Genomic DNA, 19,112 nt, shown 5'->3' with positions numbered 1-19,112 from the left:
ACGTGGGAGACGGTCGCTCCCACGTGGACCGCGCAGAGGTCACACACCGGCCATGGACGCCTGCCGGTCGTGGTGACGATGACGCTCGTGCTCGATGTCGTGGACGCCGCCGCTCTCCTGGCAGTGGGTCTCCTCGATGCGCAGCGCCACTCCCATGGCGAAGAACGTGGGTGCCCACTCGCCGATGAAGAGCCCCCAGCGGTCGGCCCTGTCCAGGCCCGCGTCCTCCAACTGCCGGGACGCCAGCCACGCGGCGAAGGAGAGACCGACCGAGGCGACTCCGGCGAAGTAGAAGATCCCCGACCGGATCCCCATCTTGTGCAGTGTTCGCATCATGTTCTTCCCCCCGATGCTGTGTGGCTGTGTGGCTGTGTGGCTGCCCTCTGCCCCTCCTGGGCGGATGAAACCCGTCAGCCGAAGTGCCACTCGGCGGGCTGGTCGGTGAAGCCGGTGTCGAGGCCGAGCTGGAGCGCGGATATCCGGGCCTTCTCCGGCACCTCGAAGACGACCAGGCCCTTACGGCTGTCGCCGGGGGCGATGCTCAACGAACCGAGGGGGACGCCTTCACGGACGTCGCCGATGGCGCTGGCGGGGTACCGGTTGCCGTCGGCGTCGGACACCACGGCGCCGTCCGCTGGGACGCCGGTGTACGGGACGCTGCTCCTGGTGCCGATGGTCAGCTCGACCGCGTAGTAGCGGTGGCCGGACTTGGGCCTGAGCAGGTCGCTCGCGGGTGTCCCGGTGTTCACGACACGCTTGGCGGTGACGGTGATCTCCACGTCGCCGGACCCGCGCAGCATGATCGTCTCGCCGAGCCGCGCGGGCCGGGTGTCCTGCCGCACCTGGGCGACGCGGCCGGCGGCCGGGGGAGCGTCGTAGACGGCCGACAGCTCCTCGATCGGATCCCGCTGGTCGAACACGCGCGGCGGGGTGCGCAGAGCGCCGGTGGCCACGGCGGTGCAGCCGAACAACAACAGGATCGGAGCCCCTGTCGCCACGAGCCAGTACGCCGGGCTCCTGCCCTGCGGCCCGGTGTCGCGCACGGCGCGCGGGTGGTGCGGGTGGGACATGGTGCCTCCTGAGAAGTGGGGCTGCACCTGAGACGCGCCAGTGATCAGTTACGTTTACCTTCGGCAAGCGGATGGGCCCGGATCGAGGGCAAAGCGCGATAACGACGCCGGAACGCCGCTATAATTCCGCGAGAGTCCGGAATGGGTGACGTCGTGCCGGAGGGATCGGCGTCTTCCGGGGACCATGGAAAGCACGTCGGCCGCGCCGCGCCGAGGCCCCACGTGACAGCCGTTTTGACGTGCTGCGCGGGCCTGGGTAGGCTATCCGTTCGTGCCCATGGCTACATGGGCTCTCATGCGCGCGCTCGACGCTGTGGGTCTCTGCCCAGGGGTCCAGGCGGGTGCGGCATGGCTTCTCCCCAACAGCCCGGTCTAGGCCGTGCGTGATGCGACAAGAGCGCGACACGCCCGAGCGCGGGGGTCGGCGAGAGCAGTAGAACAGCAGGTCATGACACCGGCAGTACCTGCGAATGCAGCAATGCATGAAACCGAGATACCGGCCAGATTGCACGAACGGAGACGCGGTGCCCACGATTCAGCAGTTGGTCCGCAAGGGCCGCCAGGACAAGGTCAGTAAGACCAAGACCCCGGCTCTTAAGGGAAGCCCGCAGCGGCGGGGTGTTTGCACGCGCGTCTACACGACCACGCCGAAGAAGCCCAACTCCGCCCTGCGGAAGGTGGCTCGTGTGCGGCTCACCAACGGCATCGAGGTGACCGCCTATATCCCGGGCGTCGGCCACAACCTGCAGGAGCACTCGATCGTGCTCGTGCGCGGCGGCCGTGTGAAGGACCTGCCGGGTGTTCGCTACAAGATCATCCGCGGCTCGCTGGACACCCAGGGCGTCCGCAACCGCAAGCAGGCTCGCAGCCGCTACGGCGCGAAGAGGGAGAAGAGCTGAGATGCCGCGTAAGGGCCCCGCAGGTCGTCGCCAGCTCATGGCCGACCCGGTCTACAGCTCCCCGCTGGTGACCGCACTGATCAACAAGGTGCTGCTGAACGGCAAGCGCTCGCTCGCCCAGCACATCGTCTACAACGCCCTGGAGGGCTGCCGGGACAAGACCGGCAACGACCCCGTGGTCACCCTCAAGCGGGCGCTCGACAACGTCAAGCCCACTCTTGAGGTGCGCAGCCGCCGAGTCGGTGGCGCCACCTACCAGGTGCCGGTGGAGGTGCGCGCCGCGCGCAGCACCACGCTGGCGCTGCGCTGGCTGGTGCAGTACTCCCGCGCCCGCCGCGAGAAGACCATGACCGAGCGGCTGATGAACGAGCTGCTCGACGCGAGCAACGGCCTCGGCGCCAGTGTCAAGCGGCGCGAGGACACGCACAAGATGGCCGAGTCCAACAAGGCCTTCGCCCACTACCGCTGGTAGTGCCCACAGGCCGGGCCGGGGTGTCACCCACCTGGGTCCGGCCGCACGAGACGAGACGACGAGGACGCGAGAGAAGTGGCCGCAACGACCGCTCTTGACCTGGCCAAGGTCCGCAATATTGGGATCATTGCCCATATTGACGCGGGCAAGACCACGACGACCGAGCGCATCCTGTTCTACACCGGCATCAACTACAAGATCGGTGAGGTCCACGACGGCGCCGCCACGATGGACTGGATGGAGCAGGAGCAGGAGCGTGGCATCACGATCACGTCTGCCGCGACTACCTGCGAGTGGGCCGGTAACACCATCAACATCATCGACACTCCCGGTCACGTCGACTTCACCATCGAGGTCGAGCGCAACCTTCGCGTCCTCGACGGCGCGGTGGCGGTGTTCGACGGTGTCGCCGGCGTCGAGCCGCAGTCGGAGACGGTGTGGCGTCAGGCCGACCGCTACAACGTTCCGCGCATCTGCTTCGTGAACAAGATGGACCGCGTGGGTGCGGAGTTCCACCGCTGCGTCGACATGATGGTCACCCGTCTGGGCGCGGTTCCCGCGGTCATCCAGCTCCCTTGGGGCGTCGAGGCCGGCTTCCGCGGCGTCATCGACCTGGTGCGGATGAAGGGCCTGCTCTGGAGCGAGGAGGCGGCGAAGGGCGAGATGTACGACGTCGTCGACATCCCGGCCGACCACGTCGACGCCGCTCGCGAGTGGCGCGACAAGCTGGTCGAGACCATCGCCGAGAACGACGACGAGTTGATGGAGCTCTACCTGGAGGCCGTCGAGCCGACCGAGGAGCAGCTCGTCGCGGCGATCCGTCGCGCCACGCTGTCGGGCACCGTCAACCCGGTCCTGACCGGCACCGCGTTCAAGAACAAGGGCGTGCAGCCGCTGCTCGACGCCATCGTCGCCTACCTGCCCGCTCCGATCGACATCCCGGCCTTCAAGGGCCATGCGGTCGGCAACGAGGAGCAGGTCGTCGAGCGGCACGCGGACCCCAAGGAGCCGTTCGCCGCGCTGGCCTTCAAGATCATGAGCGACCCCCACCTGGGCAAGCTCACCTACCTCCGCATCTACTCGGGCTCGCTCGAGGCCGGTTCCCAGGTGATCAACTCCGGGAAGGGCAAGAAAGAGCGGATCGGCAAGATCTACCAGATGCACGCCAACAAGCGTGAGGAGCGGCCGAGCGCGACCGCGGGGCAGATCGTCGCCGTCATGGGCCTGAAGGACACCACCACGGGCGACACGCTCAGCGACCCCAGCGACCAGGTGGTCCTGGAGTCGATGACCTTCCCGGCGCCGGTCATCAACGTGGCCATCGAGCCCAAGACCAAGGGCGACCAGGAGAAGCTCAGCACCGCCATCCAGCGCCTGGCCGAGGAGGACCCGTCCTTCCAGGTCCGCCGCGACGAGGAGACCGGTCAGACGGTCATCTGGGGCATGGGCGAGCTGCACCTGGAGATCCTGGTCGACCGGATGCGCCGCGAGTTCAAGGTCGAGGCCAACGTCGGTCGTCCGCAGGTGGCCTACCGCGAGACCATTCGCCGCAAGGTGGAGAAGGTCGAGTACACCCACAAGAAGCAGACCGGTGGTTCCGGCCAGTTCGCGCGGGTGATCATCAACCTTGAGCCGCTCGGCGAGGGCAACGACGGTTACGAGTTCGCGAACAAGGTCACCGGTGGCCGCATCCCCAGGGAGTACATCCCTTCGGTGGACGCGGGCGCGCAGGAGGCCGCCGAGTTCGGCGTGCTGGCCGGCTACCCGATGGTGGGCGTCAAGGTGACGCTGACCGACGGACAGGCGCACGACGTCGACTCCTCGGAAATGGCGTTCAAGATCGCCGGATCGATGGCCTTCAAGGAGGCCGCTCGCAAGGCGAGCGCCGTGCTCCTTGAGCCGGTCATGTCGGTCGAGGTGACGACGCCGGAAGACTACATGGGCGATGTCATCGGCGACCTCAACGGCCGCCGCGGGCAGATTCAGGCCATGGAAGACCGGACCGGGGCCAAGGTCATCCAGGCCCTCGTCCCGCTGTCGGAGATGTTCGGTTACGTGGGTGACCTGCGCAGCAGGACCCAGGGCCGGGCTGTCTACAGCATGCAGTTCGACTCCTACGCGGAAGTGCCTCCGGGCATCGCTCAGGAGATCGTCGCGAAGGTTCGGGGCGAGTAGCACTCCCCCTAGCCTGAGTTGAGAAGACGAAAGTCAGTCAGAATCTCTAAGGAGACAGAGCAGTGGCCAAGGCCAAGTTCGAGCGGACCAAGCCGCACATGAACATCGGCACCATTGGGCACATCGACCACGGCAAGACCACTCTGACCGCGGCGATCACCAAGGTGCTCCACGAGCGCTACCCTGAGCTGAACAAGGCGACCCCGTTCGACAAGATCGACAAGGCGCCCGAGGAGAAGGCTCGCGGTATCACCATCTCCATCGCGCACGTCGAATACCAGACCGAGAAGCGGCACTACGCCCACGTGGACTGTCCCGGTCACGCCGACTACGTGAAGAACATGATCACCGGTGCGGCGCAGATGGACGGCGCGATCCTCGTGGTCGCCGCCACCGACGGCCCGATGCCGCAGACCAAGGAGCACGTGCTCCTGGCCCGCCAGGTCGGCGTGCCGTACATCGTGGTCGCCCTGAACAAGGCCGACATGGTGGACGACGAGGAGATCCTGGAGCTCGTCGAGCTCGAGGTCCGCGAGCTGCTGACCGCTCAGGAGTTCCCCGGCGACGACCTGCCCGTGATCCGCGTCTCGGCGCTCAAGGCGCTTGAGGGCGACGCCAAGTGGGCCGACTCCATCGTCGAGCTGATGGACGCCGTGGACGAGAGCGTTCCCGAGCCGCCGCGCGCCATCGACAAGCCGTTCCTGATGCCGATCGAGGACGTCTTCTCGATCACCGGTCGTGGCACCGTCGTCACCGGCCGGATCGAGCGCGGTGTCGTCAAGGTCAACGAGACCGTCGACATCATCGGCATCCAGGAGGAGAAGACCACCACGACCGTCACCAGCATCGAGATGTTCAACAAGATGCTGGACGAGGGTCACGCGGGCGACAACGCGGCGCTGCTGCTCCGCGGCATCAAGCGCGACCAGGTCGAGCGCGGTCAGTGTGTCATCAAGCCGGGCACCACGACCCCGCACACCGAGTTCACGGCCCAGGTCTACATCCTGGCCAAGGACGAGGGTGGCCGCCACACGCCGTTCTTCAACAACTACCGTCCGCAGTTCTACTTCCGGACGACGGACGTGACCGGCGTGGTGCAGCTGCCCGAGGGCACCGAGATGGTCATGCCCGGTGACAACACCGAGATGGTCGTCCAGCTCATCCAGCCGATCGCGATGGAGGACGGCCTCAAGTTCGCGATTCGTGAGGGTGGCCGGACCGTCGGCGCCGGTAACGTCATCAAGATCATCAAGTAGAACGACCGCGGGGCGGCGGTCGGCCTCCCACAAGAGGCCGACCGCCGAACCACGAGAGGGGCGGGCCGTATGGCCGGCGTCTCGCGCGGCCACCGCACAAGGCCGTGATCTCGCAGCGGTTTCGACTCGATCGAAACACCTGCAAGATCACGGATCGGGCGGTGAGCCCAACGAAGGCGGCGCATCGCCGCACGATGCTTTTACAGGACGACAGCGAAGGACACCGAGGCCACTATGGCGGGACAGAAGATCCGCATCCGGCTCAAGGCCTATGACCACGAGGTCATTGACAGCTCGGCCAAGAAGATCGTCGAGACGGTGACACGGACCGGCGCGAAGGTCGCGGGCCCGGTGCCGCTGCCGACCGAGAAGAACGTGTACTGCGTCATCCGCTCGCCGCACAAGTACAAGGACAGCCGCGAGCACTTTGAGATGCGGACGCACAAGCGGCTGATCGACATCTTCGACCCGACCGCGAAGACCGTCGACGCGCTCATGCGACTGGATCTCCCGTCCGGCGTCGACATCTCGATCAAGTACTGAGGGAACGCACTGACATGGCTAAGCAGATCAAGGGCGTCCTGGGCAAGAAGCTCGGCATGACCCAGGTCTTCGACGCGGACAACCGGCTCGTACCGGTGACCGTCGTCGAGGCCGGTCCGTGCGTGGTGACCAGGGTCCGCACCCAGGACAAGGACGGCTACTCCGCCATCCAGCTCGGTTACGGACAGGTCGACCCGCGCAAGGTCAACAAGCCGCTGGGTGACTACCTGCGTAAGCACGACATCACCCCGCGCCGCTACTTCACCGAGGTCCGCACGGACGACGCGACCGAGTACACCGTCGGCCAGGAAGTCCTCGCCGACGCCTTCGAGGCCGGCCAGTTCGTCGACGTGACGGGCAAGAGCAAGGGCAAGGGCTTCGCTGGCGTCATGAAGCGTCACGGCTTCGGCGGCCTGGGCGCCTCGCACGGCACCCAGCGCAAGCACCGTTCGCCCGGCTCCATCGGCGGATGCGCCACTCCCGGCCGCGTCTTCAAGGGCCTGCGGATGGCGGGCCGGATGGGCAACGTCCGGACCACCGTGCAGAGCCTGAAGGTCCACTCCGTGGACGCCGAGAAGAACCTCATCCTGATCAAGGGTGCGATCCCCGGCGCCAACGGCAGCCTGGTCCTCATTCGCACCGCTGTTAAGAAGGGGGCTGCCAAGTGAGTTCCGTTGACGTCCTCGACCGCGGCGGTGCGAAGGTCGGCACGGTGGAGCTGCCGGAGGAGATCTTCGGCGCCAAGGTGAACGTCCCGCTGATCCACCAGGTGGTCGTGGCCCAGCTCGCCGCTCGCCGGCAGGGCACCCACAAGGCCAAGAGCCGTGGTGAGGTCCGCGGTGGCGGCAAGAAGCCGTACCGCCAGAAGGGCACCGGCCGGGCCCGTCAGGGTTCGACCCGCGCCCCGCAGTTCGCCGGTGGCGGCGTGGTCCACGGCCCCGTGCCGCGTGACTACTCCCAGCGCACCCCCAAGCGGATGAAGGCCGCCGCGCTGCGCGGCGCCCTGTCCGACCGCGCCTCGCTCGGCCGCGTCCACGTAGTGAGCGACCTGGTCGACGGCGAGACGCCCAAGACCAAGGCGGCGCTGCAGGCGCTGCGCAAGATCACGCAGGCCCGTTCGGTCCTGGTCGTCCTCGACGAGGCCGACGAGCTGACCTGGCTGAGCCTGCGTAACGCTCCCGAGGTCCACCTGCTGGACGCCGGGCAGCTCAACACCTACGACGTGCTCGTCAATGACGACGTGGTCTTCACGCAGGCCGCGTACGACCAGGTCGTCACCCGGCTGGGCAAGAGCGGGCAGGAGGACGCCTGATGGAGAAGGTCGCCGACCCGCGCGACATCATCATCAAGCCGATCGTCTCTGAGAAGAGCTACGGCCTGATCGATGAGTTCAACAAGTACACGTTTCTGGTGAAGAAGACGGCGAACAAGACGCAGATCAAGATCGCTGTCGAGCAGATCTTCGGCGTCAAGGTCAGCAGCGTCAACACCATCAACCGGCAGGGCAAGCGCAAGCGGACCCGCGCGGGCTTCGGCAAGCGTCCCGACACCAAGCGGGCGATCGTGAGCCTGGCGGGAGACGACCGGATCGACATCTTCGGCCAGGTCGGCTGAACCGCCGTCCGAACCCGTAGCCAGCACCGACGAAGGATGAACGAAAGAGATGGGCATCCGTAAGTACAAGCCGACGACGCCGGGTCGTCGCGGCGCGAGTGTCTCGGACTTCTCCGAGATCACGCGCAGCACACCCGAGAAGTCGCTGCTTGCTCCCCTTCACAACAAGGGCGGCCGTAACGTACACGGCAAGGTGACCGCGCGCCACCAGGGCGGTGGCCACAAGCGCGCCTACCGGATCATCGACTTCCGGCGGGACGACAAGGACGGCGTGCCGGCCAAGGTCGCGCACATCGAGTACGACCCGAACCGCACCTCCCGCATCGCGCTGCTCCACTACGCCGATGGCGAGAAGCGCTACATCATCGCGCCGGCCGGCCTCAAGCAGGGCGACCGGGTCGAGAACGGCCCCGGGGCCGACATCAAGCCGGGCAACTGCCTGCCGCTGCGCAACATCCCGACCGGTACCTTCATCCACGCGGTGGAGCTGAAGCCGGGCGGTGGCGCCAAGCTGGGCCGTTCCGCGGGCGCGCAGATCCAGCTCCTGGCCAAGGAGGGGCAGTACGCCACGCTGCGTATGCCGTCCGGTGAAATGCGCATGGTCGATGTGCGGTGCCGGGCCTCGGTGGGCCAGGTCGGCAACGCCGAGCAGGGCAACATCAACCTCGGCAAGGCCGGCCGGGCGCGCTGGAAGGGCAAGCGTCCTTCGGTGCGAGGTGTGGCCATGAACCCGGTCGACCACCCGCACGGCGGTGGTGAGGGCAAGACCTCCGGTGGTCGCCACCCGGTCAACCCCAAGGGCAAGCCGGAGGGTCGTACCCGCCAGGCCAACAAGTCCAGTGACCGGTTGATCATCCGTCGTCGGAGCAAGAGGAAGAAGCGGTAGGAGCAAGCGAGATGCCACGTAGCCTTAAGAAGGGCCCCTTCGTGGACGACCACCTGCAGAAGAAGGTGGACGTCCAGAACGAAAAGGGGACCAAGAACGTCATCAAGACGTGGTCGCGGCGCTCCATGATCGTGCCCGACATGCTCGGTCACACGATCGCCGTCCACGACGGTCGCAAGCACGTCCCGGTGTTCATCACCGAGGCGATGATCGGCCACAAGCTGGGCGAGTTCGCTCCTACGCGGACCTTCCGCAGCCACGTCAAGGAAGACCGGCGTAGCCGGCGGTAGCGCCTTCAGAAACGAGGAGTAAGCGATGGAAGCCAGGGCTCAGGCGCGGTTCGTCCGTGTCACGCCCCAGAAGGCCCGCCGTGTGGTGGACCTCATTCGCGGGCTGCCCGCTTCGGAGGCGCAGGCCGTGCTGCAGTTCGCTCCCCAGGCGGCGAGCGAGCCCGTCTACAAGGTGCTCACCAGCGCCATGGCGAACGCCGAGCACAACTACAAGCTCGACCGTGAGTCGCTCTACGTGAGCCGCGCCTATGTGGACGAGGGCCCGACGCTCAAGCGGTTCCGTCCGCGCGCGCAGGGTCGTGCCTACCGCATCAACAAGCGGACGAGCCACATCACCGTGATCGTCGAGCCTAGGCCCGACGGCCAGGGCAAGCCGAAGGGAAGGACCCGCTAGTGGGCCAGAAGGTTAACCCGCACGGGTTCCGACTCGGCATCACGACCGACTTCAAGAGCCGGTGGTACGCCGACAAGCTGTACAAGTCGTACGTCGCGGAGGACGTCTCGATCCGTCGCATGCTGCAGCGCGGCATGGAGCGGGCGGGCATCTCCAAGGTGGAGATCGAGCGGACCACCGACCGCGTGCAGGTCGACATCCACACCGCCCGGCCGGGCATCGTCATCGGCCGCCGCGGCGCGGAGGCCGACCGCATCCGGGGCGACCTTGAGAAGCTGACCAAGAAGCAGGTTCAGCTCAACATCCTCGAGGTCAAGAACCCCGAGATCGACGCCCAGCTCGTCGCCCAGGGCGTGGCCGAGCAGCTCTCCAGCCGGGTCTCCTTCCGGCGGGCGATGCGCAAGGCCATGCAGTCGGCGATGAAGAGCGGCGCCAAGGGCATCCGGGTGCAGTGCTCGGGTCGCCTCGGCGGTGCCGAGATGTCGCGGTCGGAGTTCTACCGCGAAGGCCGTGTGCCGCTGCACACGCTGCGCGCCGACATCGACTACGGCTTCTACGAGGCCCGGACCACCTTCGGCCGGATCGGCGTGAAGGTCTGGATCTACAAGGGCGAGGCCCCGACCTCCCGCGCCGAGCGCGAGGCCGCGGCCGGTGCTCGCGCCGGGCAGCGCAGGGACCGCTCGGACCGTCCGCAGCGCGGCCGTGGTGGCCGCGGCGGCGGCGGTGGCGGCGGTGGCGGCCGTGAGGGCGGCGGCGCCCGTGGCGGCCGCGGTGGCGGCCGTGACGGCGGCCAGAAGACCGAATCCACCGCGCCCGCTGGGGCGCCTGAGTCAGGCCCGGCGGAACAGCCGGCTGAGGGGAGCTGACCATGCTTGTTCCGCGTAAGGTCAAGCACCGCAAGCAGCACCGACCGGACCGGCACGGCATGGCCAAGGGCGGCACCAGGGTCTCCTTCGGCGAGTACGGCATCCAGGCGCTGGAGCACAGCTACGTGACCAACCGCCAGATCGAGGCCGCTCGTATCGCCATGACCCGGCACATCCGCCGTGGCGGCAAGGTGTGGATCAACATCTTCCCCGACCGCCCGCTGACCAAGAAGCCCGCCGAGACCCGCATGGGTTCCGGTAAGGGTTCGCCGGAGTGGTGGATCGCCAACGTCAAGCCCGGACGCGTGATGTTCGAGCTGTCTGGCGTCGCCGAGCCGGTCGCTCGCGAGGCGCTGCGCCGCGCGATGCACAAGTTGCCGATGAAATGCCGGTTCGTGAAGCGTGAAGTGGGTGAGGCGTGATGGCACAGGGTGTGACCGCCGCCGAGCTGCGTGACCAGAACAAGGACGAGCTGGTCGCCAAGCTGAAGGAGGCGAAGGAGGAGCTGTTCAACCTCCGCTTCCAGGCGGCGACTGGTCAGCTCGAAAGCCACGGGCGGCTGCGTGCCGTCCGCCGCGAGATCGCCCGTATCTACACCGTGATGCGGGAGCGGGAGCTTGGCATCATCGCGGACGCGACGACGGACGTGAAGGAGCCGAGTGATGGCTGAGACCACGGGCAGCGGCGTCGCAGAGGACGCCGCCCCCACCAGGAACTACCGGAAGACCCGCGAAGGCGTGGTCGTCAGCGACAAGATGGAGAAGACCGTCGTCGTCGCTGTCGAGGACCGCGTCAAGCATGCCCTTTACGGCAAGGTCATCCGGCGGACCACCAAGTACAAGGCGCACGACGAGGGCAACGAGTGCGGCGTCGGCGACCGGGTCCTGCTCATGGAGACCCGTCCGCTGTCGGCCACCAAGCGCTGGCGTGTCGTCGAGGTGCTTGAGAAGGCCAAGTAGCAAGGAAGTACGCGTCTCCGTGGGGCGACCCACGGAGACGTCCAAGGGCGCGGGGCCGTACGGCTCCCGCGCCGCCCGCGGTGCGGTGACTCGCCAGTCGAGCGCACTGTGCCGGGGGAACAAGACCACAGCAGGTTCCGCAAGGCTCACCGTCCGCGGTGAGAACCGGCGAGACACACAGGAGTAGACGTGATCCAGCAGGAGTCGCGACTCAAGGTCGCCGACAACACGGGTGCCAAGGAGATCCTTTGCATCCGTGTGCTCGGTGGCTCGGGTCGGCGCTACGCGGGCATAGGCGATGTCATCGTCGCCACGGTGAAGGACGCCCTTCCCGGTGGTGGCGTGAAGAAGGGCGAGGTCGTCAGGGCCGTCGTGGTGCGCACCAGTAAGGAGCGCCGCCGCCCGGACGGCTCCTACATCCGCTTCGACGAGAACGCGGCCGTCCTGATCAAGGACAGCGGCGACCCTCGCGGCACGCGCATCTTCGGCCCGGTCGGCCGTGAGCTGCGTGAGAAGAAGTTCATGCGCATCATCTCGCTGGCACCGGAGGTGCTGTGATGCCGAAGACGAAGCAGCAGCGGCAGCCGGCGAAGCTGCACGTGAAGAAGGGCGACCTGGTCCAGGTCATCGCAGGTGACGACAAGGGCGCCAAGGGCCGTGTGATCGCCGCCTACCCGCGCGAGCAGCGCGTGGTGGTCGAAGGCGTGAACATGGTCAAGAAGCACTCCAAGGAGACCCACCAGGGTCCGCGCGGTGCGAAGACCGGCGGGGTGCAGACCATGGAGGCTCCCATCCACGTGAGCAACGTGAAGAAGCTCAAGGATGAGAAGCCGGCCGACGAGGACAAGAAGCCCGCGAAGAAGGCTGACAAGGCCGACGAATCGGGTGAGGACGACTGATGACCGCCCAGACGCAAGAGCGCGTGGCGCCGCGCCTCAAGCAGCGCTACCGCGAGGAGATCGCCGGCAAGCTGCGTGAGCAGTTCGACATCAAGAACGTCATGCAGACGCCCGGCCTGGTCAAGATCAAGGTCAACATGGGCGTCGGCGAGGCGGCTCGCGACTCCAAGCTGATCGAGGGCGCGGTCCGCGACCTCGCCGCGATCACCGGTCAGAAGCCCGCCGTGGCCCGCGCCCGCAAGTCCATCGCGCAGTTCAAGCTGCGCGAGGGCATGCCGATCGGCGCGCACGTCACGCTGCGCGGCGACCGCATGTGGGAGTTCCTCGACCGCCTGCTGTCCACGGCGCTGCCCCGTATCCGTGACTTCCGCGGCCTGTCGCCCAAGCAGTTCGACGGCAACGGCAACTACACGTTCGGGCTCACCGAGCAGGTCATGTTCCACGAGGTGGACCAGGACAAGGTGGACCGGCAGCGCGGTATGGACATCACCGTCGTGACCACCGCGACCACCGACGACCAGGGGCGCGCGCTGCTGAAGCTCCTCGGATTCCCGTTCAAGGAAGCATAGGAGGAGTCGATCATGGCCAAGAAGGCGTTGATCGTCAAGGCTGAGCGCAAGCCCAAGTTCAAGGTCCGGTCCTACACCCGGTGCTCCCGGTGCGGCCGTCCGCGCGCCGTCTACCGCAAGTTCGGGCTGTGCCGCGTGTGCTTCCGTGAGATGGCGCACCGGGGCGAGCTGCCCGGCATCACCAAGTCGAGCTGGTAGCCTCCGGGCTCCGGCCGTACTCAGAAACTCATGACCACCGGGCGCCGTCCGAGGCGCCCACGACCACGCCGTAGGTCCCAGAGGGAAACCGCGGCGGGGAGGGCCACCGGCCATGACGATGACCGACCCGATCGCAGACATGTTGACTCGTCTGCGTAACGCGAACTCGGCTTACCACGACACCGTGGCGATGCCGTATTCGAAGATCAAGGCGCACATCGCCGAGATCCTCCAGCAGGAGGGTTACATCCAGGCCTGGAACGTCGAAGACGCCAAGGTCGGAAAGAACCTCGTGGTGGAGCTGAAGTTCGGGCCGACCCGAGAGCGGTCCATCGCCGGACTGCGCAGGGTCTCCAAGCCCGGGCTGCGGGTCTATGCGAAGAAGGGCAACCTGCCGAGGGTCCTGGGCGGGCTGGGCGTCGCGATCATTTCGACGTCCGCCGGTCTCATGACCGACAAGCAGGCCGGCAAGCGTGGTGTGGGCGGGGAAGTCCTCGCCTACGTCTGGTAACGAGGGGAGGAAATACAGCATGTCGCGAATCGGACGGCTGCCCATCCCCGTGCCGGGCGGCGTCGAGGTCACCATCGCTGGCCAGGATGTCACCGTCAAGGGGCCCAAGGGCACTCTTACCCACTCCGTCGTCGACCCCATCACGGTGGGTCGCGATGACGACGGCGTCATCAACGTGACGCGTCCGAACGACGAGCACAAGGTCCGTGCGCTGCACGGCCTCTCGCGGACGCTGATCGCGAACATGGTCGCGGGCGTCACCCAGGGCTACTCGAAGTCCCTGGAGATCGTCGGCGTCGGCTACCGCGTCCAGGCCAAGGGCCCGACGCAGCTCGAGTTCTCGCTCGGGTACAGCCACCCGGTGGTCGTGGACGCCCCTGACGGCATCACGTTCCGCGTCGAGCGCCCGACCCTGCTGCACGTCGATGGAATCGACAAGCAGAAGGTCGGCGAGGTCGCCGCGAATATCCGCAAACTGCGCAAGCCCGACCCGTACAAGGGCAAGGGCGTGCGCTACCAGGGCGAACAGATCCGCCGCAAGGTCGGAAAGGCTGGTAAGTAGGCATGGCTCCGAAGACCGCGTTCGGCAAGCACACGGCCGCCCGCGCCGTCTCGCGGGCCCGCCGTCACCGCCGCGTCCGCAAGAAGGTCGTCGGCTCCGCCGCACGGCCGCGCATGGTCGTCAACCGTTCGACGAGGCACATGTTCGTGCAGATCATCGACGACGTCGCGCGTCACACGCTGGTGAGCGCGTCCACCATGGACGTCTCGCTGCGTGACGCCGAGGGCGACAAGACCGCCAAGGCCAAGAAGGTCGGCGAGCTTCTCGCTCAGCGGGCCAAGGCCGCGGGCATCACCGCGGTCGTCCTGGACCGGGGTGGCAACCGCTACGCGGGCCGCATCGCGGCGCTCGCGGACAGCGCCCGGGAAGGCGGGTTGGACTTCTGATGGCCTCCCGTCCCATGAGCAACGAGAAGAGGAACCACTGATGGCTGCAGCTCCGCGTCGCGGTGGCGGCACCGGTGGCGAGCGGCGGGACCGTCGTGACGATCGCCGGGGTGGCGCCGCCGACAAGGGCGTCTCGTACATCGAGCGCGTCGTGAAGATCAACCGAGTGGCCAAGGTCGTGAAGGGTGGTCGTCGCTTCAGCTTCACCGCCCTGGTCGTCGTCGGCGACGGCAACGGCATGGTCGGCGTCGGCTACGGCAAGGCCAAGGAGGTGCCCGCGGCCATCGCCAAGGGCGTCGAGGAGGCCAAGAAGCACTTCTTCAAGGTGCCGCGCATCCAGGGCACCATCCCGCACACGGTGCAGGGTGAGGACGCCGCGGGCGTCGTCCTGCTGCGCCCGGCGTCGGCCGGTACCGGCGTCATCGCGGGTGGCCCGGTGCGCGCCGTCCTGGAGTGCGCCGGCATCCACGACGTGCTGTCCAAGTCGCTCGGCTCGGACAATCCGATCAACATCGTGCACGCCACGGTGACGGCGCTCAAGGGGCTCTCCCGCCCCGAGGAGATCGCCGCCCGCCGCGGGCTGCCGATCGAGGACGTCGTGCCGAAGGCCATGCTGAAGGCTCGCGCCGAGGGCATGGCGGAGGCGGCCGCCGCCGCGAAGGCGGGGGGCTGACGATGGCACGCCTGAGGATCAAGCAGGTCAAGTCCAAGATCGGTGGCAGGCAGAACCAGCGGGATTCGCTGCGCTCTCTTGGCCTGAAGCGGATCGGCGACGTCGTCGTCAAGGAAGACCGTCCCGAGATTCGCGGGATGGTCGCCGTGGTGACGCACCTCGTCGAGGTTGAAGAGGTCGACTAGTCATGACTGAGCCCGAGAAGACGTCCGAGACGTCGGAGAAGACGCCGCTGCGCATCCACGACCTGCGGCCCGCCAAGGGTGCCAACCGTCCCAAGGTCCGCAAGGGCCGGGGCGAGGGCTCCAAGGGCAAGACCGCCGGTCGTGGTACCAAGGGCAGCAAGGCCCGTAAGACGATGCCCCTCGGCTTCGAGGGCGGCCAGGTGCCGCTGCAGCGGCGGCTGCCGAAGCGGAAGGGCTTCTCGAACGCCCTGTTCAAGACGACCTACCAGGTCGTCAACCTGGACCGTCTCGGGGAGCTGTTCCCCGAGGGCGGCGATGTCACGGTCGAGACCCTGGTGGCCCGCGGCGCGGTTCGCAAGAACCAGCCCGTGAAGGTCCTGGGGACTGGCGAGATCTCTGTCACGGTCAACGTCTCGGCGCACGCGTTCTCCGCGAGCGCCAAGGAGAAGATCGCGGCCGCCGGAGGCTCGACGACCGAGGTGTGACGTACACGAGAGGCGCGGAGGTTCGTTATGGGCCTCCGCGCCCGTAGTGCGTTAGAGTTCGCTGGGCGGCGAGGTGTTTCCGTCGACGAAATTCCTTCGAGAATTTCTGCGGCAGGCCCTCGCCTCTGACAATCTCAATGACAGACACTCCATGGACTGCCATGGATCACCCCGCACCATCGCTGACCGAACTCGCCGTAAAGGCGCGCAGGAGGGACCGTGCTGACCGCGATTACCCGGGCGTTCCGTACACCGGACCTGCGCAAGAAGTTGCTCTTTACGCTGGGCATCATCGCGCTGTTCCGGCTTGGTTCGGTGCTTCCGACCCCCGGTGTTCACGCTGAGAACGTCCGTCGATGCCTGGAGCAGGCCCAGGCGAGCGACGCTGGAAACATCTACGGCATGGTGCAGTTGTTCAGCGGCGGCGCGCTGCTGAAACTGTCTGTGTTCGCGCTGGGCATCATGCCCTATATCACCGCGAGCATCATCCTGCAGCTCCTCGTCGTGGTCATTCCGCGACTGGAGGCCCTCAAGAAGGAGGGGCAGGCCGGCACCACCAAGATCACACAGTACACGCGCTATCTGACCATCGGTCTGGCCGTGCTGCAGTCCACCGCGTTCATCGCGCTCGCCAGGAGCGGCCAGCTCTTCCAGGGCTGTCAGGAGCCGATCCTGCTCAGCACCGACGTGTTCACCGTGGTCACCATGGTCATCACGATGACCGCCGGCACCGCCGTGATCATGTGGCTGGGCGAGCTCATCACCGACCGCGGCGTCGGCAACGGCATGTCGATCCTGATCTTCACCCAGGTCATCGCCGTCTTCCCGTCCGAGCTGCTGAACATCTTCCGCCAGAACTCCTTCACCTTCTTCGCCGTTCTGGTCGTCGGCATCTTCATGATCGCCGCGGTGGTCTTCGTGGAGCAGGCCCAGCGTCGCATCCCGGTCCAGTACGCCAAGCGCATGGTCGGCCGCAGGATGTACGGCGGCACCTCCACCTACATCCCGCTGAAGGTGAACCAGGCGGGCATCATCCCGGTCATCTTCGCCTCCTCGCTGCTCTACCTGCCGCAGCTCGTCACCACGCTGTTCGCCAGCCAGGAGACCCCCAACGTCGTCGTTCAGTGGATCTCCACGCACCTGGTCACCGGTGACACTCCGGTCTATATGGCCACGTTCTTCCTGCTGATCGTCTTCTTCACCTACTTCTACGTGTCCATCACCTTCAACCCCCCTGAAGTCGCGGACAACATGAAGAAGTACGGTGGGTTCATCCCGGGCATCCGTCCGGGCCGGCCGACGGCTGAGTACCTCAACTACGTGCTCACCCGTCTCACCGCGCCGGGCGCGCTCTATCTGGGCCTGATCTCGATGGTGCCGATCGTCGCGCTCGCGGTGGCCGGGGCGAGCCAGAACTTCCCGTTCGGAGGGACGAGCATCCTGATCATGGTTGGCGTTGGGCTTGACACCGTGAAGCAGATCGAGAGCCAGCTGCAGCAGCGTAACTACGAGGGTTTCCTGAAGTAGTGCGCGTCGTCCTGGTAGGGCCCCCCGGAGCGGGTAAGGGGACGCAGGCCCAGTTCATCGCATCGAACCTGTCCATCCCGAAGATCTCGACAGGTGACATCTTCCGTGCCAACGTCTCCGGCGGCACGGACCTCGGTAAGCTCGCCAAGGAGTACATGGACCGCGGTGACCTCGTCCCCGACGAGGTCACCATCGCGATGGTGCGGGACCGCCTCTCCGAGGACGACGCGCAGGACGGTTTCCTGCTCGACGGCTTTCCGCGTAACGTCCCTCAGGCGGAGATCTTGAAGAAGATGCTCGCCGAGTGGAACATCTCCCTCGACATCGTGCTGGAGCTGGTGGTGGACGACGACGAGGTCGTCCGCCGGCTCGCCGGCCGCCGTACGTGCAGTCAGTGCGGCCGCATCTGGCACGTCGAATTCGACGACAAGCAGGACGACATCTGTGACGCCTGCGGGGGCAGGCTCTTCCAGCGTGACGACGACCGCGAGGAGACCATCCGCCACCGGCTGGAGGTCTACCAGGAGCAGACCTCCCCGCTGGTCGCCTTCTACGCCGATGAGCGCATCCTCGTCGGGGTGGACGCCACCGGCCCGGTGGAAGAGGTCACCCAGCGCGCGATGGAGCAGTTGCGCCCTTTCATCGACTAGGTGTCACCGTTGACCGAACGGCGGCGCCACTCACCCGGCATGCCACTCACCGCCAGGCGCTGTGAGTGGCGTGTTGGCGTTTAGGGCACAATCGGGAGGAATTGGGACTCCTGATGTCCGTTCCTTCCGGGGAGCCCGCCGTACCGCCCGCAGAACCGCCCCAGGGGGTGTCGCAGTGTTCAGGAAGAACCGGCATGGAATCCAGGTCAAGTCGCCAGAGCAGCTGGAGAAGATGCGCGCGGCCGGCCTGGTCGTCGGGCGCACCCTGCAACTGTTGCGCGAATCGGTCGAACCCGGAATGACCCCGCTCGATCTCGACGCCATCGCCGAGCAGGCGATCCGCGACGCCGGGGCGATCCCCTCGTTCAAGGGTTACCAGGGCTTCCCCGCCACCATCTGCGCGTCCGTCAACGACGAGGTGGTCCACGGCATCCCCGCCGACGCGCACGTGCTGCGCGACGGCGACATCATCTCCATCGACTGCGGGGCCATCCTGGACGGCTGGCACGGCGACTCCGCGATCACCGTCCCGATCGGCGAGGTCGCCCCCGAGCTGACCGAGCTGATGCGGGTGACCGAAGAGGCCATGTGGCGCGGCATAGCGGCGCTGACGGTCGGTCGGCACCTCTCGGACGTCGGGCACGAGATCGAGCGTTACGTTCGATCTCAGGGCCGCTATGGCATCCCTCAGGAGTACGGGGGCCACGGCATCGGCACCGAGATGCACATGGACCCCTGGGTGGCCAATCACGGCAGGCCCGGAAAGGGCCCCAAATTCGAGGCGGGCATGTGTCTGGCGATCGAGCCGATGGTCAACATGGGCACCGACCGCACCCGCGTCCTGGCCGACGACTGGACGGTCGTGACCATCGACGGAAAGCCCTCCGCGCACTTCGAGCACAGCGTCGCGGTGACACATAATGGACCTTGGGTTCTTACCGCCCTTGATGGTGGCAAAGAGCGCCTCGGTGGACTTCTCTGCTCGGGAGTGAATGAAAATGGCGTCAAGCCCGGAGATGAGGGCCTCCGACTCTGACCGCGAT

30 protein-coding genes are annotated in these 19,112 nt (G+C 66.8%); 28 read left to right on the top strand and 2 right to left on the bottom strand.

What is annotated here, in order from left to right:
• Window positions 1-39 precede the first annotated feature (39 nt).
• Window positions 40-336: a hypothetical protein gene (locus P3X83_RS02755; protein ID WP_277302864.1), complete on the bottom strand. Its 297-nt coding sequence runs from the start codon at window positions 334-336 to the stop codon at window positions 40-42.
• A gap of 74 nt (window positions 337-410) precedes the next feature.
• Entirely contained in the window at window positions 411-1,070 is a 660-nt protein-coding gene (locus P3X83_RS02750; protein ID WP_277302863.1) for a DUF4352 domain-containing protein, read from the bottom strand.
• Window positions 1,071-1,594: 524 nt separating this feature from the next.
• On the opposite strand from P3X83_RS02750, the gene rpsL reads away from it, so the two are divergent.
• The 28 genes from rpsL to map all read left to right on the top strand — a co-directional run bounded on the left by rpsL (window position 1,595) and on the right by map (window position 19,105).
• Window positions 1,595-1,969, top strand: a complete 375-nt coding sequence (gene rpsL, locus P3X83_RS02745; protein WP_277302862.1) for a 30S ribosomal protein S12 — start codon at window positions 1,595-1,597, stop codon at window positions 1,967-1,969.
• A 1-nt stretch (window position 1,970) separates the two neighbouring features.
• Window positions 1,971-2,441, top strand: a complete 471-nt coding sequence (gene rpsG, locus P3X83_RS02740; RefSeq protein WP_277302861.1) for a 30S ribosomal protein S7 — start codon at window positions 1,971-1,973, stop codon at window positions 2,439-2,441.
• 75 nt (window positions 2,442-2,516) lie between these two features.
• The gene (gene fusA / locus P3X83_RS02735) at window positions 2,517-4,616 is read left to right on the top strand and encodes an elongation factor G (RefSeq protein WP_277302860.1); all 2,100 of its coding nucleotides are present in this window, start codon (window positions 2,517-2,519) and stop codon (window positions 4,614-4,616) included.
• Between the two features lie 62 nt (window positions 4,617-4,678).
• A complete protein-coding gene (tuf, locus tag P3X83_RS02730; protein WP_277302859.1) occupies window positions 4,679-5,872 on the top strand; it encodes an elongation factor Tu in 1,194 nt (397 codons plus the stop codon).
• A gap of 234 nt (window positions 5,873-6,106) precedes the next feature.
• Entirely contained in the window at window positions 6,107-6,415 is a 309-nt protein-coding gene (gene rpsJ / locus P3X83_RS02725) for a 30S ribosomal protein S10 (RefSeq protein ID WP_111166652.1), read from the top strand.
• 14 nt (window positions 6,416-6,429) lie between these two features.
• Window positions 6,430-7,083 carry a 50S ribosomal protein L3 gene (gene rplC / locus P3X83_RS02720; protein ID WP_277302858.1) on the top strand — a complete coding sequence of 218 codons (654 nt, stop codon included), beginning with the start codon at window positions 6,430-6,432 and terminating at the stop codon, window positions 7,081-7,083.
• Window positions 7,080-7,727, top strand: coding sequence for a 50S ribosomal protein L4 (gene rplD, locus P3X83_RS02715; RefSeq protein WP_277302857.1), 648 nt, complete (start codon window positions 7,080-7,082; stop codon window positions 7,725-7,727). The genes rplC and rplD overlap by 4 nt, the downstream gene beginning before the upstream one ends.
• Window positions 7,727-8,029, top strand: coding sequence for a 50S ribosomal protein L23 (gene rplW, locus P3X83_RS02710; protein ID WP_277302856.1), 303 nt, complete (start codon window positions 7,727-7,729; stop codon window positions 8,027-8,029). Before rplD ends, rplW begins: the two co-directional genes overlap by 1 nt.
• A gap of 49 nt (window positions 8,030-8,078) precedes the next feature.
• Window positions 8,079-8,915 carry a 50S ribosomal protein L2 gene (gene rplB, locus P3X83_RS02705; RefSeq protein WP_277302855.1) on the top strand — a complete coding sequence of 279 codons (837 nt, stop codon included), beginning with the start codon at window positions 8,079-8,081 and terminating at the stop codon, window positions 8,913-8,915.
• A gap of 11 nt (window positions 8,916-8,926) precedes the next feature.
• Window positions 8,927-9,205, top strand: a complete 279-nt coding sequence (gene rpsS / locus P3X83_RS02700) for a 30S ribosomal protein S19 (RefSeq protein WP_277302854.1) — start codon at window positions 8,927-8,929, stop codon at window positions 9,203-9,205.
• Window positions 9,206-9,230: 25 nt separating this feature from the next.
• Entirely contained in the window at window positions 9,231-9,599 is a 369-nt protein-coding gene (rplV, locus tag P3X83_RS02695; protein ID WP_277302853.1) for a 50S ribosomal protein L22, read from the top strand.
• Window positions 9,599-10,465, top strand: a complete 867-nt coding sequence (rpsC, locus tag P3X83_RS02690) for a 30S ribosomal protein S3 (protein ID WP_277302852.1) — start codon at window positions 9,599-9,601, stop codon at window positions 10,463-10,465. The genes rplV and rpsC overlap by 1 nt, the downstream gene beginning before the upstream one ends.
• A gap of 2 nt (window positions 10,466-10,467) precedes the next feature.
• Window positions 10,468-10,887, top strand: a complete 420-nt coding sequence (rplP, locus tag P3X83_RS02685) for a 50S ribosomal protein L16 (RefSeq protein ID WP_277302851.1) — start codon at window positions 10,468-10,470, stop codon at window positions 10,885-10,887.
• The gene (gene rpmC / locus P3X83_RS02680) at window positions 10,887-11,135 is read left to right on the top strand and encodes a 50S ribosomal protein L29 (protein ID WP_277302850.1); all 249 of its coding nucleotides are present in this window, start codon (window positions 10,887-10,889) and stop codon (window positions 11,133-11,135) included. Before rplP ends, rpmC begins: the two co-directional genes overlap by 1 nt.
• Entirely contained in the window at window positions 11,128-11,424 is a 297-nt protein-coding gene (gene rpsQ, locus P3X83_RS02675) for a 30S ribosomal protein S17 (RefSeq protein ID WP_277302849.1), read from the top strand. Before rpmC ends, rpsQ begins: the two co-directional genes overlap by 8 nt.
• A 189-nt stretch (window positions 11,425-11,613) precedes the next feature.
• Window positions 11,614-11,982, top strand: a complete 369-nt coding sequence (rplN, locus tag P3X83_RS02670; protein ID WP_277302848.1) for a 50S ribosomal protein L14 — start codon at window positions 11,614-11,616, stop codon at window positions 11,980-11,982.
• Window positions 11,982-12,323, top strand: coding sequence for a 50S ribosomal protein L24 (rplX, locus tag P3X83_RS02665; RefSeq protein WP_277302847.1), 342 nt, complete (start codon window positions 11,982-11,984; stop codon window positions 12,321-12,323). Before rplN ends, rplX begins: the two co-directional genes overlap by 1 nt.
• Window positions 12,323-12,892, top strand: a complete 570-nt coding sequence (gene rplE / locus P3X83_RS02660) for a 50S ribosomal protein L5 (RefSeq protein WP_277302846.1) — start codon at window positions 12,323-12,325, stop codon at window positions 12,890-12,892. Before rplX ends, rplE begins: the two co-directional genes overlap by 1 nt.
• Before the next feature lie 12 nt (window positions 12,893-12,904).
• Window positions 12,905-13,090, top strand: a complete 186-nt coding sequence (locus P3X83_RS02655; RefSeq protein WP_277302845.1) for a type Z 30S ribosomal protein S14 — start codon at window positions 12,905-12,907, stop codon at window positions 13,088-13,090.
• 112 nt (window positions 13,091-13,202) lie between these two features.
• Window positions 13,203-13,601, top strand: a complete 399-nt coding sequence (gene rpsH, locus P3X83_RS02650) for a 30S ribosomal protein S8 (protein ID WP_277302844.1) — start codon at window positions 13,203-13,205, stop codon at window positions 13,599-13,601.
• Between the two features lie 19 nt (window positions 13,602-13,620).
• Window positions 13,621-14,163, top strand: a complete 543-nt coding sequence (gene rplF, locus P3X83_RS02645) for a 50S ribosomal protein L6 (RefSeq protein WP_277302843.1) — start codon at window positions 13,621-13,623, stop codon at window positions 14,161-14,163.
• A gap of 2 nt (window positions 14,164-14,165) precedes the next feature.
• On the top strand, window positions 14,166-14,549 hold the full coding sequence (rplR, locus tag P3X83_RS02640) for a 50S ribosomal protein L18 (RefSeq protein ID WP_277302842.1): 384 nt from the start codon (window positions 14,166-14,168) through the stop codon (window positions 14,547-14,549).
• A gap of 40 nt (window positions 14,550-14,589) precedes the next feature.
• Window positions 14,590-15,222: a 30S ribosomal protein S5 gene (gene rpsE / locus P3X83_RS02635; protein WP_277302841.1), complete on the top strand. Its 633-nt coding sequence runs from the start codon at window positions 14,590-14,592 to the stop codon at window positions 15,220-15,222.
• A gap of 2 nt (window positions 15,223-15,224) precedes the next feature.
• Window positions 15,225-15,407, top strand: a complete 183-nt coding sequence (gene rpmD, locus P3X83_RS02630) for a 50S ribosomal protein L30 (protein WP_277302840.1) — start codon at window positions 15,225-15,227, stop codon at window positions 15,405-15,407.
• Between the two features lie 2 nt (window positions 15,408-15,409).
• Window positions 15,410-15,892, top strand: a complete 483-nt coding sequence (gene rplO / locus P3X83_RS02625; protein ID WP_277302839.1) for a 50S ribosomal protein L15 — start codon at window positions 15,410-15,412, stop codon at window positions 15,890-15,892.
• A 219-nt stretch (window positions 15,893-16,111) separates the two neighbouring features.
• Window positions 16,112-17,419 carry a preprotein translocase subunit SecY gene (gene secY / locus P3X83_RS02620; protein ID WP_277302838.1) on the top strand — a complete coding sequence of 436 codons (1,308 nt, stop codon included), beginning with the start codon at window positions 16,112-16,114 and terminating at the stop codon, window positions 17,417-17,419.
• Window positions 17,419-18,069, top strand: coding sequence for an adenylate kinase (locus tag P3X83_RS02615; RefSeq protein ID WP_277302837.1), 651 nt, complete (start codon window positions 17,419-17,421; stop codon window positions 18,067-18,069). Before secY ends, P3X83_RS02615 begins: the two co-directional genes overlap by 1 nt.
• 175 nt (window positions 18,070-18,244) lie before the next feature.
• Window positions 18,245-19,105, top strand: a complete 861-nt coding sequence (gene map / locus P3X83_RS02610) for a type I methionyl aminopeptidase (RefSeq protein ID WP_277302836.1) — start codon at window positions 18,245-18,247, stop codon at window positions 19,103-19,105.
• Window positions 19,106-19,112: the final 7 nt, after the last annotated feature.

It is taken from the genome of Spongiactinospora sp. TRM90649, assembly GCF_029382225.1.
Classification (GTDB): Bacteria; Actinomycetota; Actinomycetes; order Streptosporangiales; family Streptosporangiaceae; genus Spongiactinospora.
Note: the sequence above shows the minus strand (reverse complement) of the source record. Positions and strands in the feature narration are given on the sequence as shown.